At 72.0% G+C, this 23743-nt stretch carries 27 protein-coding genes and 1 tRNA gene; 10 read left to right on the forward strand and 18 right to left on the reverse strand.

Features of this window, described 5'->3' with window-relative positions:
• Window positions 1-19: 19 nt before the first annotated feature.
• From EXE59_RS22975 to EXE59_RS23005, 8 genes are read right to left on the reverse strand one after another with little or no spacing between them, the layout of a single operon-like run.
• On the reverse strand, window positions 20-580 hold the full coding sequence (locus tag EXE59_RS22975) for a 1-acyl-sn-glycerol-3-phosphate acyltransferase (RefSeq protein WP_246057008.1): 561 nt from the start codon (window positions 578-580) through the stop codon (window positions 20-22).
• Entirely contained in the window at window positions 567-1940 is a 1374-nt protein-coding gene (locus tag EXE59_RS22980; protein WP_135840962.1) for a flavin-containing monooxygenase, read from the reverse strand. Before EXE59_RS22980 ends, EXE59_RS22975 begins: the two co-directional genes overlap by 14 nt.
• 25 nt (window positions 1941-1965) lie before the next feature.
• Complete coding sequence (locus EXE59_RS22985) at window positions 1966-2286, reverse strand: GroES family chaperonin (protein WP_135840963.1); 321 nt, start codon at window positions 2284-2286, stop codon at window positions 1966-1968.
• A gap of 23 nt (window positions 2287-2309) precedes the next feature.
• A complete protein-coding gene (locus tag EXE59_RS22990) occupies window positions 2310-2558 on the reverse strand; it encodes a DUF3618 domain-containing protein (RefSeq protein ID WP_135840964.1) in 249 nt (82 codons plus the stop codon).
• Window positions 2555-3310, reverse strand: coding sequence for an energy-coupling factor ABC transporter ATP-binding protein (locus EXE59_RS22995; protein WP_210429110.1), 756 nt, complete (start codon window positions 3308-3310; stop codon window positions 2555-2557). The genes EXE59_RS22990 and EXE59_RS22995 overlap by 4 nt, the downstream gene beginning before the upstream one ends.
• Before the next feature lie 35 nt (window positions 3311-3345).
• Complete coding sequence (cbiQ, locus tag EXE59_RS23000) at window positions 3346-4014, reverse strand: cobalt ECF transporter T component CbiQ (RefSeq protein WP_135840966.1); 669 nt, start codon at window positions 4012-4014, stop codon at window positions 3346-3348.
• On the reverse strand, window positions 4014-4322 hold the full coding sequence (locus EXE59_RS24015; protein ID WP_168218649.1) for a PDGLE domain-containing protein: 309 nt from the start codon (window positions 4320-4322) through the stop codon (window positions 4014-4016). The genes cbiQ and EXE59_RS24015 overlap by 1 nt, the downstream gene beginning before the upstream one ends.
• The gene (locus EXE59_RS23005; protein ID WP_168218650.1) at window positions 4319-5008 is read right to left on the reverse strand and encodes an energy-coupling factor ABC transporter permease; all 690 of its coding nucleotides are present in this window, start codon (window positions 5006-5008) and stop codon (window positions 4319-4321) included. Before EXE59_RS23005 ends, EXE59_RS24015 begins: the two co-directional genes overlap by 4 nt.
• A gap of 161 nt (window positions 5009-5169) precedes the next feature.
• Between EXE59_RS23005 and bcp the strand changes: the two genes are divergently transcribed.
• Window positions 5170-5640 carry a thioredoxin-dependent thiol peroxidase gene (bcp, locus tag EXE59_RS23010; RefSeq protein WP_135840967.1) on the forward strand — a complete coding sequence of 157 codons (471 nt, stop codon included), beginning with the start codon at window positions 5170-5172 and terminating at the stop codon, window positions 5638-5640.
• On the opposite strand, the gene EXE59_RS23015 is transcribed toward bcp, so the two are convergent.
• The 3 genes from EXE59_RS23015 to EXE59_RS23025 form a co-directional block, all read right to left on the reverse strand.
• Window positions 5641-6033, reverse strand: coding sequence for a hypothetical protein (locus tag EXE59_RS23015; RefSeq protein ID WP_135840968.1), 393 nt, complete (start codon window positions 6031-6033; stop codon window positions 5641-5643).
• Window positions 6030-7724, reverse strand: coding sequence for a glycoside hydrolase family 13 protein (locus EXE59_RS23020; RefSeq protein WP_135840969.1), 1695 nt, complete (start codon window positions 7722-7724; stop codon window positions 6030-6032). The genes EXE59_RS23015 and EXE59_RS23020 overlap by 4 nt, the downstream gene beginning before the upstream one ends.
• A 125-nt stretch (window positions 7725-7849) precedes the next feature.
• Window positions 7850-10177 carry an ATP-binding protein gene (locus EXE59_RS23025; RefSeq protein WP_135840970.1) on the reverse strand — a complete coding sequence of 776 codons (2328 nt, stop codon included), beginning with the start codon at window positions 10175-10177 and terminating at the stop codon, window positions 7850-7852.
• 135 nt (window positions 10178-10312) lie between these two features.
• On the opposite strand from EXE59_RS23025, the gene EXE59_RS23030 reads away from it, so the two are divergent.
• The 4 genes from EXE59_RS23030 to EXE59_RS23045 all read left to right on the forward strand — a co-directional run bounded on the left by EXE59_RS23030 (window position 10313) and on the right by EXE59_RS23045 (window position 12351).
• A tRNA-Leu gene (locus EXE59_RS23030) sits at window positions 10313-10397 on the forward strand.
• 51 nt (window positions 10398-10448) lie between these two features.
• Window positions 10449-11321, forward strand: a complete 873-nt coding sequence (locus EXE59_RS23035) for a bile acid:sodium symporter family protein (RefSeq protein WP_135840971.1) — start codon at window positions 10449-10451, stop codon at window positions 11319-11321.
• 44 nt (window positions 11322-11365) lie between these two features.
• Window positions 11366-11704, forward strand: a complete 339-nt coding sequence (locus EXE59_RS23040) for a PadR family transcriptional regulator (protein ID WP_135840972.1) — start codon at window positions 11366-11368, stop codon at window positions 11702-11704.
• A complete protein-coding gene (locus tag EXE59_RS23045; protein ID WP_135840973.1) occupies window positions 11701-12351 on the forward strand; it encodes a DUF1700 domain-containing protein in 651 nt (216 codons plus the stop codon). The genes EXE59_RS23040 and EXE59_RS23045 overlap by 4 nt, the downstream gene beginning before the upstream one ends.
• On the opposite strand, the gene rdgB is transcribed toward EXE59_RS23045, so the two are convergent.
• Entirely contained in the window at window positions 12335-12952 is a 618-nt protein-coding gene (gene rdgB / locus EXE59_RS23050; protein ID WP_135840974.1) for an RdgB/HAM1 family non-canonical purine NTP pyrophosphatase, read from the reverse strand. The genes EXE59_RS23045 and rdgB overlap by 17 nt on opposite strands.
• Window positions 12949-13692, reverse strand: a complete 744-nt coding sequence (rph, locus tag EXE59_RS23055; protein ID WP_135840975.1) for a ribonuclease PH — start codon at window positions 13690-13692, stop codon at window positions 12949-12951. The genes rdgB and rph overlap by 4 nt, the downstream gene beginning before the upstream one ends.
• A gap of 242 nt (window positions 13693-13934) precedes the next feature.
• On the opposite strand from rph, the gene EXE59_RS23060 reads away from it, so the two are divergent.
• Window positions 13935-15098, forward strand: coding sequence for a sensor histidine kinase (locus tag EXE59_RS23060; protein WP_246057009.1), 1164 nt, complete (start codon window positions 13935-13937; stop codon window positions 15096-15098).
• Complete coding sequence (locus EXE59_RS23065) at window positions 15095-15745, forward strand: response regulator (protein WP_210429111.1); 651 nt, start codon at window positions 15095-15097, stop codon at window positions 15743-15745. Before EXE59_RS23060 ends, EXE59_RS23065 begins: the two co-directional genes overlap by 4 nt.
• Window positions 15746-15758: 13 nt before the next feature.
• On the opposite strand, the gene EXE59_RS23070 is transcribed toward EXE59_RS23065, so the two are convergent.
• Window positions 15759-16523, reverse strand: a complete 765-nt coding sequence (locus EXE59_RS23070; RefSeq protein ID WP_135840978.1) for an MBL fold metallo-hydrolase — start codon at window positions 16521-16523, stop codon at window positions 15759-15761.
• 8 nt (window positions 16524-16531) lie between these two features.
• Window positions 16532-17335 (reverse strand): glutamate racemase, encoded by an 804-nt coding sequence (gene murI / locus EXE59_RS23075; protein WP_135841491.1) that lies wholly within the window; start codon window positions 17333-17335, stop codon window positions 16532-16534.
• Window positions 17336-17447: 112 nt separating this feature from the next.
• On the opposite strand from murI, the gene EXE59_RS23080 reads away from it, so the two are divergent.
• Both EXE59_RS23080 and EXE59_RS23085 read left to right on the forward strand, forming a co-directional pair.
• The gene (locus EXE59_RS23080) at window positions 17448-18494 is read left to right on the forward strand and encodes an alkaline phosphatase family protein (RefSeq protein WP_135840979.1); all 1047 of its coding nucleotides are present in this window, start codon (window positions 17448-17450) and stop codon (window positions 18492-18494) included.
• Between the two features lie 24 nt (window positions 18495-18518).
• Complete coding sequence (locus tag EXE59_RS23085) at window positions 18519-20066, forward strand: CotH kinase family protein (protein WP_168218651.1); 1548 nt, start codon at window positions 18519-18521, stop codon at window positions 20064-20066.
• Window positions 20067-20096: 30 nt separating this feature from the next.
• Here the strand turns inward: EXE59_RS23085 and EXE59_RS23090 are convergent, their stop codons facing one another.
• A complete protein-coding gene (locus tag EXE59_RS23090) occupies window positions 20097-20726 on the reverse strand; it encodes a DUF3152 domain-containing protein (RefSeq protein ID WP_135840981.1) in 630 nt (209 codons plus the stop codon).
• 40 nt (window positions 20727-20766) lie between these two features.
• On the opposite strand from EXE59_RS23090, the gene EXE59_RS23095 reads away from it, so the two are divergent.
• The gene (locus tag EXE59_RS23095) at window positions 20767-21087 is read left to right on the forward strand and encodes a hypothetical protein (RefSeq protein WP_135840982.1); all 321 of its coding nucleotides are present in this window, start codon (window positions 20767-20769) and stop codon (window positions 21085-21087) included.
• Window positions 21088-21154: 67 nt separating this feature from the next.
• Here the strand turns inward: EXE59_RS23095 and EXE59_RS23100 are convergent, their stop codons facing one another.
• A complete protein-coding gene (locus EXE59_RS23100; RefSeq protein ID WP_135840983.1) occupies window positions 21155-22606 on the reverse strand; it encodes an HNH endonuclease signature motif containing protein in 1452 nt (483 codons plus the stop codon).
• A gap of 182 nt (window positions 22607-22788) precedes the next feature.
• Window positions 22789-23739: a PLP-dependent cysteine synthase family protein gene (locus tag EXE59_RS23105; RefSeq protein ID WP_135840984.1), complete on the reverse strand. Its 951-nt coding sequence runs from the start codon at window positions 23737-23739 to the stop codon at window positions 22789-22791.
• Window positions 23740-23743: the final 4 nt, after the last annotated feature.

Consider the following 23743-nt stretch of genomic DNA (forward strand, 5'->3'; position numbering starts at 1 on the left):
CCCCGAGGGAGGGTGGGGCTCACCCCTCCTCGCGCAACCTCGGCGGAGTGAACCCCTCGGGCCTGAAGCCCGTCTTGTCGGCGTAGAACTCGCGCAGCACGTCCATGTCGGCGCTGACGTCACCGGTCGGGTGGAACGTCGGGCCCCAGCCGACGGTGCGGGAGGGGGCGTCGAGGAATGCGAGCGTGATCGGGAGTCCGGTCTGGCGGGCGATGCGGTAGAACCCCGACTTCCAGTACTCCCCGCGCGAGCGGGTGCCCTCGGCCGCGATGCCGATCAGCCACGGGTCGTCGCCCTCGGCCTCGGCGAGCAGCTCCTTGATGGCCCGCGCCGGGTTCTTGCGGTCCAGCTCCACGGCGCCGGTGCGGCGGAGCAACCAGCCGAGCGGGCCGACGAACAGCTCCTGCTTGACCAGCAGCCGGATGGTGATGCCGTACCTCCAGGCCAGGAGCATGGTCAGCACCCAGTCCCAGTTGGACGTGTGCGGGGCACCCACCAGGACGCCGCGCTGCGGCACCTCACCCACTGCCTTCCAGCGGATGAGGCGCAGCACGAGGCCTGCGACCTCACGACGAAGCACGGGCACGTCCTTTCGTGCGCTCGCGCGCGAGGTCCCACAGGTAGCGGTCGAAGTCGACCTCCATCGTGTGGCGGGGTGAGTCGTAGAACCGGCGCCGGTAGCGCCGGTGCTCCGCGGCCATCTGACGGCGTACGTCGCCGTCCGCGGGTGGCACGTAGTCGCCGCACAGCGTCTCGGCGATCCACGCCGCCTGGGCCTCGGCCAGCGGCATGACCGCGCCGAGCGGCTGGAGCAGGCCGAGGAAGTGGAGCCCCGGCAGGTCGGGGTGGACCGCCCGCTTCCACAGGGGCAGCTCGTTGTCGCGCGCGGCGACCAGCGCGGGGTCGAGGAAGGGGAAGGTGACGCGGTAGCCGGTGGCCCAGACGATGAGGTCGGCCGGCGAGGACGTGCCGTCGACGAAGACCACCCGGTCGCCGTCGAGGCGCTCGATGGCCGGGCGCGCGGTGACCGCGCCAGCGGCCAGCCGCTCCCGGATGCGCTCGGACTGCACCGGGTGCGACTGACCGGGCTTGTGGGTCGGCGCCGGCAGGCCGTACTTCGTCATGCTGCCCGCCGCCGTCGCGCCGATGCGCAGCCGCAGCGCGGTGACCCACCACGGCACCCAGCCGGGCGGCAGCAGGCCCTGGTCGCTCGGCTTGCCGAGGAAGAACTTGCGCAGCACCCACTCGGAGCGACGTACCGACCACGTCGTCGTGCGCGCGGTGGACGACGACTCGACGGCGATGTCCATCGCCGAGTTGCCGGCGCCTACCACAACGACGTCGCGCCCGGCGAGCTGGTCGGCGGAGCGGTAGTCGTGGGCGTGGATCTGCTCGCCGTCGAAGGTGCCGGGGTAGGCCGGGTCGGGCCAGCGCGGGTCCCAGTGGTGGCCGTTGGCGACGAGCACCGCGTCGTACGTCCGGGTCTCGGTGCCGCCGGGGCCGCTGGTCCGGACGTCCCAGCGACCGTCGGCGGCGCGCGAGACGTCCTCGACGGTGGTGTCGAAGGTGATGGTGTGCCGGAAGCCGAAGTGGTCGACGTAGGCCTGGAAGTAGGCGGCGACCTGGTCGTGGCGGGCGTAGGGCGGGTAGTCCTCCGGCATCGGGAAGTCGGAGTAGGCCATGCGCGGGCAGGACGTGTTGATCTCGAGGGTGTCGTAGCACGCCGACTGGCCGTTGGAGTTGTCGAGCACCCACGTGCCCCCGATGTCGCTGCCCATCTCGAAGCAGTCGAAGGGCACGCCGGCCTGGTGCAGGTGCTTGGCGGCGGCGATGCCGGACGATCCCGCCCCGATCACGCACGCACGCGGGAGCGAGTCGTCCACCGGCACCGGCGCGGTGACCGCGGGCGCCCGGTGGGACTGCTTGACGAGGTAGGCCATCAACGCTCCGCCGGGGGGAGGTCGCTCACAGGTAGAGCCCCGTCGAGCCGCCCTCGAGGCGCTCGGCGGCGACGGCGTGGACGTCGCGCTCGCGCATGACCACGTAGACCTCGCCGTGCACCTCGACCTCCGCCTTGTCCTCTGGGTCGAAGAGCACCCGGTCGCCGACCTCGACGGCGCGGGCGTGCGGACCGACAGCGATGACCCGCGACCAGGCCAGCCGCCGCGCCCCCATCGCCGCCGTGGCGGGGATGACGATGCCGCCGCTGGAGCGACGCTCACCGGCCTCCTCGTCGACCTCGACCAGGAGGCGGTCGTGCAGCATCTTGATCGGGGCGGACCGCATGCCCCCGGTGCCGGACGCGGCGCTCAGCGCGCGACCTTGCGGACGACGGCGAGGAGGACCACGACCCCGACGACCGCGCCGGCGACCTTGAGGATGTTGTCGGTGCGCGGGGTGCCGGTGTCGAGCTCGACGAAGTGGGACTTCACCGTCGTCACCTGCCGGCCGACGATGGTCCTCGGGTGGGCGCGGTGGGCGAGCTGGTCGATGGTCGAGGCGAGCCGCTGGCGCGTCTCCTCGATCTCGCGCTCGAGCGCGCTCATGTCCTGGGTCACCGGGGCAGGCTATCAATGCGCCGGGGATCGAACCCCCACGGCAGCTCCAACCTGTGGGCGGCCATCAGCGCGTCGTCGGTGAGCACGTCGAAGGTCGGACGGTCCGCCACCACGACCCCCTCGCTGAGCACCACGCTGCGCGGGCAGAGCTCGAGGGCGTAGGGCAGGTCGTGGGTCACCATCAGGACGGTGACGTCGAGGCTGAGGAGGATCTCCGCGAGCTCGCGCCGCGAGGCCGGGTCGAGGTTGGAGGACGGCTCGTCGAGGACGAGGATCTCAGGCTCCATCGCCAGGACGGTGGCGACGGCCACGCGACGGCGCTGTCCGTACGAGAGGTGGTGCGGCGGCCGGTCGGCGAAGTCCGCCATGCCGACGCGGTCGAGGGCGTCCATCACCCGGCGGTCGAGCCCGGCCCCCGTGAGTCCGAGGTTGGCGGGCCCGAACGCGACGTCCTGGCGGACCGTGCCGAGGAACAGCTGGTCGTCGGGGTCCTGGAAGACGATGCCGACGCGGCGGCGGATCTCCTTGAGGTGCTCCTTGGCGACGGGGAGGCCGCTGACCGCGACCGAGCCCTTGCCGGCGGTGAGGATGCCGTTGAGGTGCAGCACGAGGGTGGTCTTGCCCGCGCCGTTGGGGCCGAGCAGCGCGACGCGCTCGCCGCGGTGGACGTGCAGGTCGACGCCGAAGAGCGCCTGGTGGCCGTCGGGGTAGGCGAAGGCGAGGCCCTGGACGTCGAGGACCCGTCGAGACACCTCGTCCCTCAGCTCCTCAGGACAGCCGGGCGGGGTCATGATGGGAGCTTCCCGTCGTAGCCGCGCGACAGCATCGCCAGGTGCACGCGTTCGCCGCGCTCGTAGGACCTGATGAACAGGGCGCCCAGCGACCGGGCCAGCACCGGCCAGTGTCGCGGTGACCGGGGGTCGCAGCCGCGCGAGCGGAGCGCGGTCATCATCCGGCCCAGCTCGGCGGTGACCACGTCGAGGTAGCGGATCATGAAGCCCATGACCTGCACGACCAGCTCGGGCATGCGCAGCCGCTGGAGACCGCGGAGCAGGTCCTGCGGCTCCGTCGTGGCCGCGAGCGTGAGCGAGGCGAGCACGCCGATGCTGCCCTTGACGAGGAGGGCGATGCCGGCGACGAGCCCCGGCTCGGAGACGGTCACGCCGAGCACCTCGGTGCGGGGACCGTGGGCGATGAAGGGCATCAGCGCCGCGAAGACGGCGAACGGCACCTCGACCACCATCCGCGGCAGCAGGTAGCCGATCGGCACCCGCGAGACACCGACCACGCCGAGGAGGACGAGGGCCTCGACGACGAAGACGACGTACGCCTCGCGCGGGGTCGCGACGACCACGAGCATGAATCCCAGCAGCGCCAGCACCTTGAGGTGCGCCGGTGCGCGGTGGATCGGGCTGTGGCCGTGGAAGAAGAGCCGGTGCCCGTGCCCCGCGCCCATCAGCTGCCGCTGTCGACGGGCTCGCGGCGGCGTACGAGCCAGAAGAGTCCGGTGCTCAGCACGAGCATCACCACGACGCCGATGACCCCGGCGAGGCCACCGCTGACGCGCGGGTCGTCGACGCCGGTGGTCTCGTAGTCGGCGAGCGGGCTGTCGGCCGTCGCGGAGTCCTCGGCGGAGTCGATGAAGCCGGTCTGCTCGGCGACGTGCTCGAGACCGTCGGGGTGCGAGCTGGCGTAGTGGCTCGCGACGCCCGCGACGAGCAGGCTCACGACGACGGCGACGGCGAAGAAGCGGCGGGTGCTCATCGGACGACGACCTTGCGGGTCACCAGCTCGCGCTGCGCGATCAGCGGGCGGGCGCCGTGCACGAGGTCGGGGCGTGCGGCGACGACGCTGGCGACCACCAGGCCCGTCACCACCGCCTCGCCGACGCCGATCACGGTGTGCCAGCCGAACATCGCGATGGCGACTGCGGCGAGGTCGACCGGCGCGTTGTCCCCGACGGCGAACAGGCCGGTGAAGACCAGCGCCGCGACCGGCACGCTGACCAGGGCGCCGACGGCCGCGGCGGGCGCGACCAGGTCGAGACGCCTGGGCAGCACCCGGCGCAGGACGACGAAGACGGCCCAGCCCACGACCACCGTGACGATGCCGATCAGCGTGATGTTGGTGCCGAGGGCGGTGATCCCGCCGTCGGCCATCAGCAGGGCCTGCACCAGCAGCACGACCGCCAGGCACAGCACCGCCGTCCAGGGTCCGACGAGCACCGCGGCCAGCGCCCCGCCCATCAGGTGTCCGCTGGTGCCCGCGCCGACCGGGAAGTTGATCATCTGCGCGGCGAAGACGAAGGTCGCCACGAGGCCCGCCATGGGAGCCGTACGCTCGTCGAGCTCGCGGCGTGCGGCCCGGAGCGACACCGCGACCGCTGCCGCCGCGACGACGCCGGTCGCGACCGACGTGGGGGCGTCGAGGAAGCCGTCAGGCACGTGCATGTCTGCTCCCGTGTGGGTGAGGACTGCTTGGATGTCTGGTGGCCGGCACGGACCCCCCGGTACCGCGCCGGCACACCGCGACCTTATTGCAAGCAATTCGCAACAGCCAATCGATTCGAATCGATTGGCGGGACTTCCTCCTCCGAGAGAACAGGATCGAGATGACCGACCGCCTCGCCACCGGCGACACCGCCCCCGACTTCACCCTCACCGACGACGCCGAGGAGCAGGTGAGCCTCGCCGACCTGCGCGGCAAGAAGGTGATCCTCTACTTCTACCCGGCCGCGATGACGCCCGGCTGCACCACGCAGGCCTGCGACTTCTCGGAGTCGCTCGACTCGCTGCGCGGTGCCGGCTACGAGGTCCTCGGCGTCTCGAAGGACAAGCCGGCCAAGCTCGCGAAGTTCCGCGAGCGCGACGCCCTCACGCTGACCCTGCTCTCCGACGAGGACCTCGCCGTGCACAAGGCCTACGGGGCCTACGGCACCAAGAAGCTCTACGGCAAGGAGGTCGAGGGCGTGATCCGCTCGACCTTCGTCATCGACGAGGACGGCACGATCGAGCTCGCCCAGTACAACGTCAAGGCCACCGGCCACGTCGCGAAGCTGCGTCGGGACCTGGGGCTCGACTGATCATCCGTGGCGCGGCATCCAGCCCACCGGTGGAACGGCAGACCTGGCGCGCAGGCTGGAAGGCGCCAGGCCCGCCGGAACGGGGGGAACGTGGGCCACGAGGACGGCCATCCGGGAGCCCGCCTCGTGCCTGTTCAGGATGAGCTGCTCGACCGCGCCCACGTGGCGCAGGTCCGGGACGACGATCCCCCAGACGGTCTCGTCGCGGCCCACCTCGGCCATCAAGGCGTGGAAGGCGCCGGGATCGTGGCGCTGCTCCACGTAGACGGTGCCGAGGCAGAAGTCCTCGCGATCGGCGCACTCGCGCAGGCTGGCCTCCAACCGGGAGACGTCGACGCGGCTCCCGAAGACGTCGGCGCGGATGTAGCCGAGCAGCAGCGGCCGATGCCTCATGGCGTCTCCTCGAGCAGGAACCAGGCCGCGCTGTCCGGGGGCAGCTTCTCCCCGACCTCGGGATCGCTGCCCAGGAGCAGCCGCGACCCCGGCGGCGCGCACACCGGACGGGGAGTGAGGTTGACGAGGCAGGCGAAGCCGTCGCTGCGGGCGAACCCGAGCACGCCCGGCTCGGTCGCCAGCCACCGAAAGCTGCTCGAGGACAATGCGGGGATGCGGCGCCTCAGGGCGATGGCGTCGCGGTAGAGCTGGAGCACGGACTCGCCGGGCTCGCGCTGACGATCCGCGGAGTAGTGCACGAACCACTCCGGCTGCGGCAGCCACGTGGGAGCGTGGGCACCCGATGGGGAGAAGCCGAGCGCGTCGGACCCGGCCGCCCAGGGCAGCGGGACCCGGCACCCGTCCCGCCCTCGACGGGCACCGCCGGTGCGGTGGAACATCGGGTCCGTCAGCACGTGGTCGGGCAGGTCGGTGACCTCGGGCAGACCGAGCTCCTCGCCCTGGTAGAGGTAGACCGAGCCCGGCAGCGCGAGCATCAGCAGAGCCGCCGCTCGGGCCCGGGCCAGGCCGAGGTCGACATCACCCGCAGCGACGCCCGGAGCGCCACCGGCGTACCGCGTCACGGATCGGGGCATGTCGTGGTTGTTGAGGACCCAGGCCACGGGCGAGTCGTGCGTGGCGACCGTCCCCAGTCCCCGGTCGATCACCCGGGCCAGCGGCTCCGCGCCCCAGGGTGCGCGCAGGAACTCGAAGAAGAAGCTCTGGTGCAGCTCGTCGGGGCGCTGGTACGACGCGAGCTCCTCGGCGTCCAGCACTCCCACCTCGCCGATGAGCACCCGCTCCCGGCCGGTGCGGTCGGTGTACTCGTCGGCGAGGGCTCGCCAGCTGCGCCAGACGTCGTGCACCTCGGGCTGGTTCCAGGCGTGGGGGTTGACCGGGTCGCCGGTCAGCTCGTCGTCGATCGCGAGCTCGTGGTCCGGCAGCCCGTCCCGCTTGTGCAGGCCGTGGGCCACGTCGATGCGGAGGCCGTCCACACCGCGGTCCAGCCAGAAGCGGAGCACCTGCTCGAAGTGCTCGGACACATCCGGGTGGCGCCAGTTGAAGTCGGCCTGCTCGGGGGCGAACGTGTGGAGGTACCACTGCCCGGGCGAGCCGTCGGGTTCGCTGATCCGGCGCCAGGCCGGCCCGCCGAAGATGGAGCGCCAGTTGTTGGGAGGCAGCTCGCCGTGCTCACCGGTGCCGTCGGCGAAGTGGAATCGGAGGCGCTCGGGGCTGCCCGGGCCTGCGAGCACGGCCGCGATGAACCACGGGTGCTCGATCGAGCAGTGGTTGGGCACGACGTCGACGATGACCTTGATGTCCAACCGGTGGGCGTCGCGGACCAGCCGGTCGAAGGCCGCCAGGTCGCCGTACTCGTGGTGGACCAGCATGTGGTCGGAGACGTCGTACCCGTGGTCGTGCTGCGGCGAGGCGTAGAACGGGTTCAGCCAGATCCCGTCGACCCCGAGGCTGCGCAGGTAGGGAAGCCGCGCGCGGACACCCCCGAGGTCGCCCACGCCGTCCCCGTCGGAGTCCTGGAAGCTGCGGACGTACACCTGGTAGATGACGCCGTTCCGCCACCACCCTCGGCTGCCACGAGACCGCTCGTCGCTGACGGGGGAAACAGCGGGAGCAAGGGTCAGGGTGGACATCAGGGGAGTCCTCGGATGGTGGGGAACGGCGTGTGTGAACGCTCACACGTAGCCCGGCCGCGGGGATCCGAAGAGGTACGGAGATGACTACCCAGATGCGAGGAACTACGTAGTCCGGGTCAGGCTCAGCGAGCCTGCTGCTCGGCCACCCAGCTGGCGACCTGGGCGCGCGAGGCGATGCCGAGCTTGCCGAGGACGTGGTCGACGTGGGTCTCCACAGTGCGCTGGGAGATGACGAGCCGCGTCGCGATCTCCTTGTTGCTCAGTCCCTCGGCGAGCAACCCGGCAACCTCCCGCTCGCGCCGGGTCAGCCCGCCCGACTCGCTGGGCCGACGGCTGGACGCGATGATGGTGTTCTCGCCCTCGGGCACCTCACCGAGCGCGAGCGACACCGCCTGCTCGAAGGAGCACGCCGCGCCCTCCGCGAACGCCTGCTCGTACGCCTCGACGCCGAGCGCCTCACGCACGAGGTCCTGCGACCGCTGGTCGAACGCGCCGTAGGCGTTGGTCTCGTCGACCTTCGCCCCGCTCGTGCGCCAGACCGCCTGCGAGGCACCGAGCAGCCGGGCCGCCGCCTCGTCGGGCGCAGCGGAGGCGGCGCACCACGACAACGCCTGGACGCCGAAGCTGATGCCGGTGAGGTCGCGCATCGGCTGGAAGAGCCGTACGCACTCCCGTAGCGACCGGACCGCACGGCCGTACCGCTCGGCCCGCCACTGGGCGACGCCGACGCTCCACAGCCCGTAGGCCTTCGACGACAACGCGCCGTGGCGCTCGGCCAGTGCCAGGGCCTCACGGCTGAACTCGTCGACCCGCGGGTCCCCGAGGAAGAACATGGCCGCGGTCAGCAGGATCAGGGTGTCGAACTCGCCGAGGGGGTCACCGACCGCGCGGAACTCGTCGCGCGCCTCCAGCAGGAGCGCGACCGCGGCCGGCAGGTCACCCTGGTAGAGCGCGGCGTGCCCTCGGCACTCCTTGATGCGCGCGACCAACCGCGGGTCGTCGAGGCCTTCAGCGATCTCGGTGCACTCCGCGAGCATCGCGGCGTTGCGGTCGAACTCGGTGGCGAACATCGCCAGGTAGCTGGCGGCCCACAGGGCGTACGCCCGGTTCCTGGTCGGTTCGGTGGCGAGGTCCAGCGCCTGGAGGAGGTAGCGGTACCCCTCGCGGAGGAACCCGGCGAACCAGAAGTTCCAGGTGGGCGCGGCGATGTCGAAGGCAGCGGCGGCCTCCGAGCGGTCCGTGAGGCAGAACTCCAGCGCGGCCCGCACGTTGCCCTGCTCGCGACGGAGCCGGATGAACCAGTCCGCCTGGTGGGGGCCGAAGCTCTCGGCGTCGTACTGCTGCGCCAGGGCTCGGTAGTGGTCGCGGTGCCGGACCTGGAGCGCCCGCCGTTCCTCCTCGGCGAGGCGATCCGCGCCGTACTCCCGGACCGTCTCGAGCATCTGGTACCAGGCGGTCGTGTGCTCGGTCGCCTGGATCCGGACCAGGATCGACTTGTTGACCAGGCTCGCGATCAGGTTCAGGATCTCCTCGCGCGAGATCTGCTCCCCGCTGCAGACGTCCTCGGCCGCCTCCAGGTCGAAGCCGCCGGAGAAGATCGAGAGCCGTGCCCACAGGAGCTGCTCCGCGGGCGAGCAGAGCTCGTAGCTCCACCCGATGGTCGCGGCCAGTGCCTGCTGCCGGGCCGGCGCGCCACGGCGGCCGGTCGTGAGCAACCGGAACCGGTCCTCGAGACGCTCGAGGATCTGCACGGGCGACAGCGTGCGCAGCCACACCGCGGCGAGCTCGATCGCCAGCGGGATGCCGTCGAGCCGCCGGCAGAGCTCCACCACGGCGTCCCTGTTGCCGTCCGCGAGCTCGAAGTCGGGTGCCACGGCGCTGGCGCGCTGCAGGAAGAGCGCCACGGAGTCGTAGTGCGCGGCGTCGCCGGCCCTCACCCGGGCGTCGGGCGTGGACAGGGGCGGCACGACGAGGATCTGCTCGCCCTCGACGCCGAGCACGTGCCGGCTGGTGGCGATGATGCGCAGGTCGGGCGCCGCGGCCAGCAGCTTGCCGGACAGGACCGCGCAGGCGTCGGTCAGGTGCTCGCAGTTGTCGAGCACCACCAGGAGCTTCTTGCCCTCGAGGTAGGCGGCCAGGTCGCCGGCAGGATCGGCGGAGACCTGGCGCAGCTCGAGGGTGTTGGCCACGGTGTTGGGGAGCAGCTGCGGGTCGTGGACGGCAGCCAGCTCGACGAACCAGACACCGTCGGGGAAGGTGCGTCGGAGCTCGGCCGCGATCCGCAGGGCCAGGCGCGTCTTGCCGACCCCTCCGACGCCGGTCAGGGTCAGCATCCGACTGCTCGCCAGGAGCCTCCGGGTCTCGGCCAGCTCGCGTCGGCGGCCCACGAAGCTGGTCAGCTCTGCGGGCAGGGCGCCCCGCCCCGACGCCCCCGCCCTCGTGGTTGCCATACCGATCCCCAGCCTCTGCTGCCAGCCCGGGACAGTCATCGGATCATCCGGCGCCGCCGCGCGCCCTGACTGCCCCAGTGTACGGCCGCCCTGCCGCCGTGACAGGAAGCCGCCACCTCCTAGACTGACGCCCTTGCCGGAGTGGTGGAACAGGCAGACACGCACGGTTTAGGTCCGTGTGCCTTCGGGCGTGCGGGTTCGACTCCCGCCTTCGGCACCAGCTTTCCGCGAGTCCGTCGCACGTGACCCCCGTCACCACTAGGGTCCGCGCATGGATTCCGCGTTGACCACCGTCGGGCTGCCCCTCGCGCTGGCGATCATCATGTTCGGCCTCGGCCTGGACCTCACCGTCGGCGACTTCAAGCGGGTGGGCCGGGCACCCAGGACGGTGGCGGTCGCACTCGGGTGCCAGGTCGTCCTGCTGCCGGCGATCTGCTTCGGCCTGGTGGTGCTGTTCGACCTGCCCGCGCTGCTCGGCATCGGCATGCTCCTGCTGGCCGCGTCACCGGGCGGCACGACGGCCAACCTGTTCAGCCACCTCTTCCGCGGCGACGTCGCACTCAACATCACCCTGACCGCGATCAACACCGTCATCGCGGTCGTGACGCTGCCGCTGATCACCGGTCTCGCCATCGCGTACTACGACCGCCAGGACGACGTGACGATGCCGCTGCTCGAGATCGTCAAGGTGTTCGCGCTGATCCTGCTGCCCGTCGGCATCGGGATGCTGGTCAACCGGCGGGCGCCCGGTTTCGCCCGCCGGATGGACAAGCCCGTACGCATCGGCTCCGCGGTGATCCTCGCGATCCTGGTCCTCGGGATCCTGCTCGACCAGCGGGAGAACGTCGGCGACTACCTCGCCGACGTCGGCCTGATCGCTGCCCTCTTCTGCGCGATCAGCCTGGTGGTCGGCTACTACGTGCCGAAGACCCTCGGCGTGACCGGCCCGCAGGCCATCGCCTCGTCGATGGAGGTCGGCGTGCACAACGCCACCCTCGCGATCTTCGTCGCGGTCGAGGTGCTCGACGAGGTCGAGATCTCCGTGCCGGCGGCGGTCTACTCGCTGTTCATGTTCCTCTTCGCCGCGCTCTGGGGCACCTGGGTCAGCAAGCAGGTCGAACAGCGGGAGCCCGCTGCCGCCTGACCACTATCTTGTGCCGCAAGGTACCTTGCGGCTAGCCTCTCCTCATGGCGACAGGGGAGGCAGCACTCACGCAGCTGCGTCGCGGCGTGCTGGAGCACTGCGTGCTCGCCCTGCTCCAGTCGGGCGAGCGCTACGGCTACGACCTCGTCACCGAGCTGTCCGACGCCGGCCTCCTCGCCAGCGAGGGCACCCTCTACCCGCTGCTCAGCCGCCTGCGCCGCGACGAGCTGGTGAGCACCGCCTGGCGCGAGTCGCCCGCCGGCCCCCCGCGTCGCTACTACGCCCTGACCAACCGCGGGCAGGCCGCGCTCGACTCGTTCCGCACCGCCTGGACCGGGTTCGCCGGCTCCGTCGACCAGCTGCTCCAGAAGGGGACCCGATGACCACCGGCACCGACCTCCACCCGCTCGCACAGGACTACCTCGACCGCCTGCGCATGGCTGCGCGGACCCTGCCCGGCGACGACGCGGACGACCTGGTCGCCGACATCACGGACCACCTGCGCGACGCTCTCCCGCCCACGCCGTCCGAGGCCGAGGTCCGTACCGTGCTCGACCGGCTCGGCACGCCGCAGGAGCTGGTGGCGGCCGCAGGCGGTCCCACGACGAGTCCCGCGGCACCCCGGACGCGGGAGCCGCGGTTCGGCGCCGTCGAGGTCCTGGCGCTCGTGGGCCTCGTCGGCGCAGAGCTGCTGTTCATCATCCTTCCCCTGGCCGTCCTGCTGTGGCTGGCCGGGATCGTGCTCCTCGCGGTGTCGCGGGTCTGGTCGGGGCGGCAGAAGGCCTGGGGCCTGGCGGCCCTCGCGACGGGCTTCCCCGTGGTCTTCTCGACGCTCGTCGTGCCGGCGTCGACCGGGACGACGGTCTGCGAGGGCGCGGCGCCCGCAGGAGCCCCCGATGCCACGACGGTCTCGACCTGCGTGACCGAGGGCGGCTGGCCGGACTGGGCGTTCACCGTCGTCCAGGTACTGCTCGTCGCCTACCTCTGCGTCCAGGTGTGGACCCTCTGGCGCCTCACCCGGCGTCGCTGAGGTCCTCGGCGACGTACGGTGCGAGCGCGCGCAACGCCCGGCCCCGGTGCGAGATGCGGTCCTTCTCCCCCGGTCCGAGCTCGGCGGAGGTGAGGTCCTCGGCGTCGTGCTCGACGGCGACGAAGACCACGTCGTAGCCGAAGCCGCCGCTCCCCCGCTGCTCGCGGACGATACGGCCGTCCATCCGGCCCTCGACCACGCGCTCGCGTCCGTCGGGCAGCACCCACGCGACCGCGCACGCGAAGTGCGCGCCGCGGCGCGCGTCCGGCACGTCGTGGAGCTGGTCGAGCAGCAGCTCGTTGTTGCGAGCGTCGGACTTGCGGCGACCGGCCCACCTGGCCGACAGCACGCCCGGCATGCCGTTGAGGGCATCGACGCACAGGCCGCTGTCGTCGGCGATCGAGGGCAGACCGGTGGCCGCGACGCCGGCGCGGGCCTTGAGCAGCGCGTTGCCCTCGAACGTCGGCTCGTCCTCGACGGGCTCGACGTAGCCCTCGACGTCGCCGATGCCGAGCACCTCGACGCCGGGCACGTGCTCGGCCAGGATGCGCTGCATCTCGAGGATCTTCTTGGCGTTGGCCGAGGCGAGGAACACCTTCATCGAGCGAGGGCCTCCTGCTGGAGCCGGGTCAGGTCGGCGCAGCCCTTCTCGGCGAGCGCGAGGAGCGCGTCGAGCTCGGTGCGATCGAAGGCAGCTCCCTCGGCGGTGCCCTGCACCTCGACGAACTTCCCCTCGCCGGTCATCACGACGTTCATGTCGGTCTCTGCGCGGACGTCCTCGACGTAGGGCAGGTCGAGGCGGGGCACGCCGTCGACGATGCCGACGCTGACGGCGGCGACCGTGCCGGTGAGGGGCTCGCCGGCCAGCGCACCGTTGCCGCGCAGGTGCGCGACCGCATCGGCAAGGGCGACGTACGCTCCGGTGATCGCGGCGGTGCGGGTGCCGCCGTCGGCCTGGAGGACGTCGCAGTCGAGGACGATCGTGTTCTCGCCGAGCGCCTCGTAGTCGATGACAGCACGCAGCGAGCGGCCGATGAGGCGGGAGATCTCGTGCGTGCGGCCGCCGATGCGGCCCTTGACGGACTCGCGGTCGGAGCGGGTGTTGGTCGCGGCGGGGAGCATGGCGTACTCCGCGGTGACCCAGCCCAGGCCGGAGCCCTTGCGCCAGCGCGGCACGCCCTCGGAGGCGGACGCGGCACACAGCACCTTGGTGCCGCCGAACTCCACGAGCACGGACCCCGCGGCGTGGTCGAGCCAGTGGCGGGTGATGGTGATCGGGCGGAGCTCGTCGTCGGCGCGGCCGTCGGCACGCGAGGAGGTTCCGGGCGCGGGAGAAGTCATGGCCCCGACCCTAGACGTGGCCCCGGACAGGGCTGAGCCGGGTCCGGTCACCCCCGTGTGTTACCGGACCCGGCTCGAAGCCCCTTCCCCAGTGGGACCGTCGTGCTGCGCAGCCCCACGCCGCGCAGCTCCCTCCGCGCGGTGGTGCCCCATCGTGCCCGTTGCGTGCCGCGGAGGGCATCGGTCCTGTGGCCATGCCAACGCAGACCAAAGTAGGAGATCTGCTGGCTACGCTGACGCCCGTGGAGCCGCGAGCGACCGTCCCCGACACCCGGCCCGACCTGACCTGGGTGTCCCACGCATGGCGCTACGCGATCTGCCTCGTCTTCTCCGCGGCGGTCTGGCAGACGGTGGCCGGGATCGAGTGGCGGGAGAACCGCCTGCTCTTCGCCGCCGAGGTCGTCCTCGGCGCCGGCGCCTTCGTGCTGGTCCACTTCCGGCGCCGCGAACCCGTCCGCATCGCGCTGGTGATCGCAGCGATGAGCGCGTTCTCGGGGATCGCGGCCGGACCCGCCACGCTGGCGGCCGTCTCCGTCGCGACCCGGCGCCGCTTCCGCGAGGTCGTGCTGGTCGGCACCACGAACTTCCTGGCAGCACAGACCTGGACGACCCTCGCCCCGATCCCGGACAACGACTACCGCATCACCACCCTCGTCAACCTCACCGTCAACGCCGGGATGATGGGGTGGGGCCTCTACATCGGCTCGCGCCGAGAGCTCCTCTGGAGCCTGCGCAACCGCGCGGAGCGGGCCGAGCTGGAGCAGGAGCTGCGGCTCACCCAGGCGCGCTCCACCGAGCGCGCGCGCATCGCGCGCGAGATGCACGACGTCCTCGCGCACCGGATCACGCAGGTGTCCATGCACGCGGGCGCCCTCGCCTTCCGCGACGACCTCGCCGGCGACCGGTTGCGCGAGGGGCTCGGGGACATCCAGCGGCAGGCCAACGACGCGCTCCACGAGCTGCGCGACGTGCTGGGCGTCCTCCGCGCGGCCGACCCGGGACCCCCGACCGCGCGCCCGCAGCCGACGTACGACGACATCGCGGCCCTCGTCGCGGAGGAGGTGTCGTTCGGGATGGACATCGCCTACTCCGACGACCTGGACGCCTCCGTCCCCGTGCCGCCGGCCACCGGCCGCACCGTCTACCGGATCGTGCAGGAGGGCATCACCAACGTGCGCAAGCACGCCCCCGGCGCCGAGGTCGCGATCCGTTCCAGCGGTGACCCGAGCAGCGGCATCACCGTGGTCGTGTCGAACCCGGTCAGCGGGCGTACGAGCAAGACGCCGGGCGCCGGCCTCGGACTGGTCGGCCTCCGCGAGCGTGCCGAGCTGCGCGGTGGCCGGCTGCACCAGCGCACTGACGGCTCGAGGTTCGTGCTGGAGGCTTGGCTACCGTGGTCGGCGTGATCCGCGTGCTGCTCGTAGACGACGACCCGCTGGTCCGCTCCGCGCTGTCGCTGATGCTCGGCGGCCAGTCCGACATCGAGGTGGTCGGCGAGGCCCCCAACGGGGAGGCAGGCCTCGCCCTGGTGTCGCAGACGGAGCCCGACGTCGTCCTGATGGACATCCGGATGCCCGTGATGGACGGCCTCGAGGCGACCCGGGTGCTCCACTCGCGACCGTCGCCGCCCGCCGTCGTCGTGCTGACCACCTTCGACGCCGACGACCACGTCCTGCGCGCAGTGGCCTCCGGGGCCGACGGCTTCCTGCTCAAGGACACCCCGCCCGGCGACATCGTCGGTGCCATCCGGACGGTGGCGGCGGGCGACGCGATGCTGTCGCCGTCGGCGACACGCAGCCTCGTCTCGCGCCTGCGCAGCACCACCCCCGACGACCGCACGACCTCCGCGGCGGACCGGCTGACCGTGCTCACCGAGCGCGAGCTCGAGGTCGCGGTCTGCGTCGGGCGCGGGCTGAGCAACTCCGAGATCGCCTCGGAGCTCTACCTCTCCATCCCCACGGTGAAGTCGCACGTGTCGCGGCTGCTGACCAAGCTCGGCTCCACCAACCGCGTCCAGGTCGCGATGGTCGTCCACGACGCCGGGCTCGTCTGACCGGCCCGGCCGGTCAGACCGCGTACGTCGTCCCGGCGCGGGCCACGTCCACCGGCCCGGCCCACTCGGCGCGCGCCTCGGCCGCGGCGTCCGCCGGGTCGTGCCAGGGCGGGACGTGGGTGAGCACGAGGCGCTCGACGCCCGCCACCGACGCCGTGCGCCCGCAGTCCGCACCGGTCAGGTGCAGGTCGGGCGGGTTGTCGTCCCCGCTGCGGAACGACGCCTCGGCCAGGAGCAGGTGGGCGCCACCGGCGAGCTCGTCGAGCGCGGAGCACGGCCCGGTGTCGCCGGAGTAGACCAGGGCGCGGCCGCCGGCGGTGACCTTGAGCGCGTACGCCGCGACCGGGTGCACCACCTCGCGCGCCTCGATGCGGAAGGGGCCCACCTCCACCGACCGGCCGCCCGTGGGGTGCTCGAGGAACCGGAACTCCTCGTTCATCCCCGGCTCGGGGGGCAGGTCGTAGGCGCGGGCCATCCGCTCGGCCGTGCCGGCCGGACCCCACACGGGGATCTGCGGCTGCGCGCCGGTCGGGTGGTACTTGCGCATCACGTAGTAGCCGCAGAGGTCGAGGCAGTGGTCGGCGTGCAGGTGGCTGAGGAAGACCGCGTCGACCGTCAGCGGGTCGACGTAGCGGTGGAGCTGGCCGAGGGCGCCGTTGCCGAGGTCGAGCAGGATCCGCCAGGTGCGGCCGTCCTGCTCCCCCTCGAGGAGGTAGCAGCTCGCCGCGGAGTCGGGGCCGGGGTAGGAGCCCGAGCAGCCGACGATCGTGAGCCTCATCCCGTCGCTCACCGGACGCCACCGGCGAACTGGCTGGCGCTGAGCAGCTCGGCGCCGAGGAAGCGTCGCCCGACGGTCGCGAAGTCCTCGGGGCTGCCGGTCGTGGCGAACGTGTAGTCCGGCTCGCCCTCCGCGCGCATCAGCCCGGTGCTCGCGAGCATCTTGTAGACGTCCTTGGCGCACTCCTCCGCCGAGCTCACCAGCGTGACCTCGTCACCCATGACGTAGGAGATGACCCCGGTCAGGAGCGGGTAGTGCGTGCACCCGAGGATCAGAGTGTCGACCCCGGCCGCCACCAGCGGGTCGAGGTAGTCGTGGGCGGCGGCGAGGAGCTCGTCGCCTCCGGTCACGCCCTGCTCGACGAAGTCGACGAAGCGCGGGCACGCCTGGATGTGGAGGTCGAGGTGCGGGGCCGCGGCGAACGCGTCGTCGTACGCCATGGAGCTCGCGGTCGCCCGGGTGCAGATGACACCGACCTGACGGTTGCGCGTCGCTGCGGCGGCTCGGCGCGCGGCGGGGAGGATCACCTCGACGACGGGCACGTCGTAGCGCTCGCGGGCGTCGCGGAGCATCGCCGCGCTGGCGGAGTTGCACGCGATGACGAGCGCCTTCACGCCCTGCGCGTAGAGGTGGTCGAGGCACTCGAGGGCGTACTCGCGGACCTCGCCGATCGGCTTCTGTCCGTACGGCTGGCGGGCCGTGTCGCCGAGGTAGACCACGGACTCGTGCGGCAGCTGGTCGATCACGGAGCGCGCGACGGTCAGGCCACCGAAACCGGAGTCGAAGATGCCGACGGGGGCATCGGCGGTCATCCGCGGGGTCGGGGTCGGCACAGGCAGCAGGCTAGGCGCTCGCCCCGCCGCCGGTCACGCCATCGCGTGCGTCGTCCCGGTCACACGGCGGGTGCCGGGTTAGGGTCGTGCGGTGACTCCTCGCTCCGTGCTCGCCTCCGTGATCGCCTGCGCAGCCGTCGGGTTGTGCCTGACGTCGGCGCCGGCACAGATGGCGTCGAGCAGCATCCCGCCGGACCCCCGCAGCGTGTCCGCGGACGACGCGATCGACTCGGTCCTCGCGATCTCGATCGACGGCCTCAACCCCGAGGCGCTGCGGATCCTCGGCCCCGAGGGCACTCCGCACCTGCACGACTTCATGGCGTCGGGGGCCTCGACCCTCAACGCGCGCACCGAGCACGAGAAGACGCTCACCCTTCCCAACCACACGGGCATGGTCACCGGCCGTCGGATCGAGGCGGAGACGGGCGGTCACGGCGTGACGTGGAACGACGACCGCCGCCGTCCGGCGACGGTCCAGGCCGCCGCCGGACGGCGGGTCGAGTCGGTGTTCACCTCGATCAGCGCCGCCGGGGGCTCCACCGCCCTCTTCGCGAGCAAGACGAAGTTCTCCCTGTGGAAGCGCAGCTGGCCGCTGGCGATCGACAAGACCCGGATCCAGCTCGACAACGGCCTGCTGGCCCGCTCGGTGCGGCGCGACCTCCGCGACCACGACCGCGCCTTCCGCTTCGTGCACTTCTCGCTGCCCGACAACGTGGGCCATGCCAAGGGCTTCATGTCGAGGCCCTACCTGCGCTCGGTGAAGCAGGTCGACACCCTGCTGGGCGGCGTCGTGGCGGCCGTGGAGTCCGACCCGGGGCTCGACGCCGGCACGGCGATCATCGTGACCAGCGACCACGGCGGCCTGGGCGACAGCCACTCCGACGCGAGACGCTTCGCCAACTACCGGATCGCCTTCATGGTCGCCGGCCCCGGCGTGGCGATCGGAGCCGACCTCTACGACCTCAACGCCGACGACCGCCGCGATCCCGGCACCCGCCGCACGACCTACGCCCAGCCCGTGCAGCCCGTACGCAACGGCGACCTCGCCAACCTCGCGCTGGACCTGCTCGACCTCGACGCGGTTCCCGGAAGTGAGCACAACTCCGGGCTCGGTCTCGACGTCTCACTCGCGAACTGATCCCCCGTGGAGGCTCCCTTGTCCGTGCTGAGACACCTGTCCGTGGCGACCGCGCTCGCCGTGGCGTCGTCGACTGTCCTGCTGGCACCCGCCTCCGGGCGCCCGTCCGCCGCGCCGCAGGCGCCCGACAACAGCGCCGCCGCCGTCGGCTGGCCGCCGGCTCCGACGACCCAGATCGTCATCGACACCGGCGGTGTCGCGGTGGGCCGCGAGGACTACGTCCCCGGCACCGTGACCATCGACGGCGTCACCCACGTCACCGAGGTCCGCGGGCGCGGCAACTCCACGTGGAGCTGGCCCAAGAAGCCCTACAAGCTCAAGCTGGAGGAGGACGCCGCGCTCATCGGCTCGCGGCCCTTCGACGAGTGGGTGCTGCTCGCCGGCTACGGCGACCGCAGCGGCCTGCGCACGGCGGCCGCTTTCGCCGTGGCTGCGCAGACGCGGCTGGCCTGGACCCCGCGCTTCCGCTTCGTCGAGGTCGTCCTGAACGGCCAGGTGCAGGGCCTCTACATGCTCACCGAGCAGGTCGAGCAGGGGAAGGGTCGCGTCGACCTGCCCGACGACGGCTACCTCCTGGAGATGAACAAGCGCTACCTCAGGGACGGCGAGCCGGGGTTCCGCACCGGCAACGGCACGGCCGTCGCCTTCAAGGACCCCGACGAGATCACCAAGCGGCAGCGCCGCGAGGTGCGGGGCGCCGTGCGGCGCTTCGAGAAGGTCCTCTACGGCAAGTCGTTCGCCCACCCCACCCGCGGCTACGCCAAGTACGTCAACGTCAAGCGCATCATCGACTGGTACGTCGTCGAGGAGCTGTTCTCCAACCAGGACTCCAACTTCCAGTCCAGCGTCAACTTCAGCTGGGTCCCCGGCAAGAAGTTCGTCTTCGGTCCGGTCTGGGACTTCGACCTGAGCGCCGGGACGCGGTGGCGCGACTACGGACCGCCGGACGTGTGGCACACCCGCGAGGGACGTCACTGGGTCGCCCGGATGCTCGAGGACCCCGCGTTCTCGGCGCGGGTCAAGAGCCGGTGGGCGCGACTGCGTCCCGCCGTGCGCGAGGTGGTCTCCCAGCTGCCCGCGGCAGCAGCGACGCTCGCCCCGGCCGCGCAGGCCGACTGGCGCCAGTGGCACGAGTCGGGCGACCTCGAGTGGACCCACCACGCGAAGACCCTCGACGGCGAGGTCGCCTACCTCGGCGAGTGGCTCACCAAGCGCATCGAGTGGCTGAGCAAGAACGAGGTGCGCCTCGGCGGCACCCGGCAGTCGACCGAGGAGCGCGAGCGCACCGTGTGGGTGCCCGTGCAGCTGCAGTCCCCCGCCACCACGTCGGTGCAGGTCTCCTGGAGCCTCCAGGCCGGCAGCGCGACGCCCGGCGTGGACTACGTCGACGAGCAGGGGCAGGTGACCTTCGCACCGGGCCAGAAGGAGCGCGACGTGCCGGTGCGGATCCTCGACGACACCGAGACGGAGCGGCGCGAGACCCTGCGCGTGCTGCTGACCGGGTCGTCCAGGGAGCTCGTCATCGGCTCCCCGAACGTCGCCACGGTGGCGATCCGGGGCAATCGCCGCTGATCCCCGGCCCGGTGGTCCGTCGCCCGGTGATCACCGTCGCCTGACCGCGGCGGCCTCACCGGGCAGGGGCCAGGGGTTGAACCGGCAGCCGCCGGTGCCCTTGGACTGCTGCATCATCACCGGCGCCCTGCCCCTTCCGCCGCACGACGCGTGCCCGAGGCCGAGCCAGTGCCCGGTCTCGTGGTTGACGACCAGGTGGCGGTAGTCGCGCAGCGACCGGCCGGCCGCGTTCCACGCAGGTGATGCGTGCGCCCACCGCAGCTGGTTGATCACGACGTGGCGCCCGACCCGGCACGACCACTGCACGGAGCAGCCGGCCGCGAAGGACGGCAACGTCCCGGCGGCGGCGAGCACGAGCGTGAAGTCCCCGCCCCGGCGTACGCGGCGGAACTGCACCCCACCCGCCCGCCAGCCGCGCGGGTCCTCGAAGGTCTCCTGCGCCTGGCGCCGGAACACCTTCAGCGAGGCCGTGATCCGGCCCCGGGTGGTGACCGAGTAGGTGACGCGGCGGCGCACCGGCACGGCGTACGCCTCGGCGGTCTGCTCCGTCGCGCCCGGCGTACGCCGGTCGCGCGCCTCGGCCTCGAAGGCTGCCGCGGACGGGGCGAACAGGGTGAGGGCGAGCGCGACCGCGACGAAGGCGCGGGCGGGCCGGGTCATGCCGGGAGCCTACGCCCGGTGCGGCGGTAGGGTCCGGGCCGTGCTCGAACGACCTGAGATCGTCTGCCTCTGCGGCTCGATGCGCTTCGCCGAGGAGATGCGCGCGGCGAACCGTGACCTGACCTTCGCCGGTGTCATCGTCGTCGCGCCGGGCGAGGCGGACGAGGGGGACGAGGGGGCGGGCGAGGTGGTGACCGCCGAGCAGAAGGCCGCACTGGACGCACTGCACCTGGCCAAGATCGACCTGGCTGACCGCGTCCTGGTGGTGAACCCCGGCGGGTACGTCGGCGAGTCCACGAGGCGGGAGATCGCCCACGCCCGGGCAGCCGGCAAGCCGGTGTCGTTCACCGATCCCGTCTGACACACCGGAGTGGTCCGAGCGCGCCGGTGGCCCCGCTCGTGAGTGCTGAGCAGGGTGTGGGGCGGGGTCATCGTCGGCGGGGTCGTGGGATGCCAGGTGGGGCTGCCACATCCGGTGGTTCTGGTGGCTCGAGGTTGGTGGTGCCGGTGTGGTCGCGGCGGTAGCGGTGGCCGTGCGGTGAGGTCCACTCGAACACTCCGGGCGCGACCATGGCGTATCGCCAGGGTGAGTGGGTCTTGAGGCGGTGGTGGAACCGGCACAGGCAGGCCAGGTTGCTCGTGGTCGTCGGGCCGGGTTGCGGTCGGCCCTCGGCGTGGGCGTCGTCGTCCCACGGGATGATGTGGTCGCTGTCGCAGCGCCGTGCCGGGCGGGAGCAGAACGGGAACACGCAGGTGCGATCTCTCAGGATCACGTGTTCGCGGATCGTTGCCGGGACCTTCCGCGTCTGCGCGGTCAGCGTGGTGTTGAGGTCGATGACGGGCTTGATGGTGACCTCGGTGCGGGTGTCGGCGCACCAGGACTGGACCTGCTCGAGCAGGACCAGGCGCTGGCCGTTCTCCATGCGGCCGGTGGGCCCGAACACGGTGGTGTCGCCGGAGAAGGAGGCGTCGACGTGGGCGTGGATCACGACCGCGCGGGCGGCGGGCAGGTGCGACTCGTCGGCGTCGCCGCCGCCAGCGCCGGTGTCCTCCAGGTCGGCGCCGCCGCCGGCGAGATCCAGAGCAGTCTGGGTCCGGGCGAGGTCACCGAGCGCCTTGGCCCGTCGGGCGTCGAGCGGCAGCAGCGACCCGAGGGCCTGCTGCTCCTTGGCCTTGTGGGCGAGGGCGCGGTCGAGGTCGAGGGCGTCGGCGATGTCGACCTCGGCCTCGATCCGCAGGGTGCCGGCGTAGTGCACGTCCTCGGTGTCGACGGTGACGTGGCGGGGGTCGACGTGCAGGTAGCCGTCCTCGGGGTCCTGCGCGGGGTCGGCGGTCGCGAGGTCGTAGCGCCTGATGGTCTCGGCGACGAGGCGGTCGAGCTGCGCGGACCCGACCCGCCCGGCGACGGCGGCGACCTGCGCGTCGACGAACCCGGCCGCCTCACGAGTCAACGCGGGTGAGGAGTGGATCGTGGTGTCCGCGATCGCCCGGGCCCGCCACGCGGGCACCTGCCCGGCGTGGACCTGTGCCCAGAGCCGGGGGAGGCGGTGGCGCAGCTCGAGGGCGTGGCCGATGAGCTTCTTCGCCGCGGTCGTGGTGATGCCGAGGGTGGTGCCGAGCTCGGCGCAACAGAACTCCGCCACCAGCGGAGCACCCTCCCCGGCGATGGGCTCCTCGTGCTGCGACCCCGACACCGTGAACGACGCTGCCGTGTGGATCGACTCCGGCGGGTGCAGGTCCGCCCACCGGGCGGCGAGAGCGAGCTGGCGGGCAGCCTCGGAGTTCTCGACGTCACGGGAGGCCTTGATCGTGGCGAGCAGGTCGGCGGGTGAGAGGTCGTCCGCGACCCCTCGTGCCCCGGCTGCCAGCGTCTCGATCATGTGCTCGATTGTAGTCGTCGGGTCCGACAGTTGGCCATGGCTGTGGACGGTTCGTGGCCCACGAGGTTGAACGTGGTTTCGAGGCTCGCGGAGTTCATCCTGAGGAGCCGAGGGACGAGGCGTCTCGAAGGGCTCGCACCTCGACCACCGACGACAACCGCCGAGAAGAGGGGCGTCCCTCCTCAGGCCCAGAGCTGGCCGTCGAGCGCGTCCTCGGCCTCGTCGACGGTGCCCTCGTAGGCGCCCGTGGAGAGGTACTTCCAGCCGCCGTCGCACACCACGAAGGCGATGTCGGCGGACTCCCCCGCCTTGACCGCCTTGGCCGCCTGGCCGAGCGCGGCGTGCAGGATGGCGCCTGTCGAGATCCCGGCGAAGATGCCCTCGAGCTCGAGCAGCTCGCGTACCCGGCGTACGGCGTCGCGCGGGCCCACGCTGAACCGCGAGTCGATCAGCGAGGCGTCGTAGAGCTCGGGGACGAAGCCCTCGTCGAGGTTGCGCAGGCCGTAGACGAGCTCGCCGTAGCGCGGCTCGGCGGCGACGATGCGTACGTCCGGCCTGGCCCGGCGGAAGAAGCGGGAGACCCCCATCAGGGTGCCCGTCGTGCCGAGCCCGGCGACGAAGTGGGTGATGTCGGGCAGGTCGGCGAGCAGCTCGGGACCGGTGGTCTCCTCGTGCGCCAGGGCGTTGGCCTCGTTGCCGTACTGGTAGAGCATCACCCAGTCGGGGTGCTCGGCCGCGATCTTCTTCGCGACCCGCACGGCCTCGTTGGACCCGCCGGCAGCCGGGGAGGAGACGATCTCGGCGCCCCACATCCGTAGCAGCTGGCGACGCTCCTCGGAGGTGTTCTCGGGCATCACGCAGACGATGCGGTAGCCCTTGAGCTTGGCCGCCATCGCCAGGGAGATGCCGGTGTTGCCGCTGGTCGGTTCGAGGATCGTGCAGCCGGGGCGGAGGGTGCCGTCCTTCTCCGCCTGCTCGATCATCTTCAGCGCCGGGCGGTCCTTGATGGAGCCGGTGGGGTTGCGGTCCTCGAGCTTGGCCCAGATCCGCACGTCAGGGCTCGGCGAGAGCCGTGGCAGCCCCACGAGCGGGGTGTTGCCGACCGAGGCCAGCAGGTCGTCGTAGCGGGTCACGGCC

Source organism: Nocardioides eburneiflavus (assembly GCF_004785795.1).
GTDB classification, from domain to species: Bacteria; Actinomycetota; Actinomycetes; order Propionibacteriales; family Nocardioidaceae; genus Nocardioides; species Nocardioides eburneiflavus.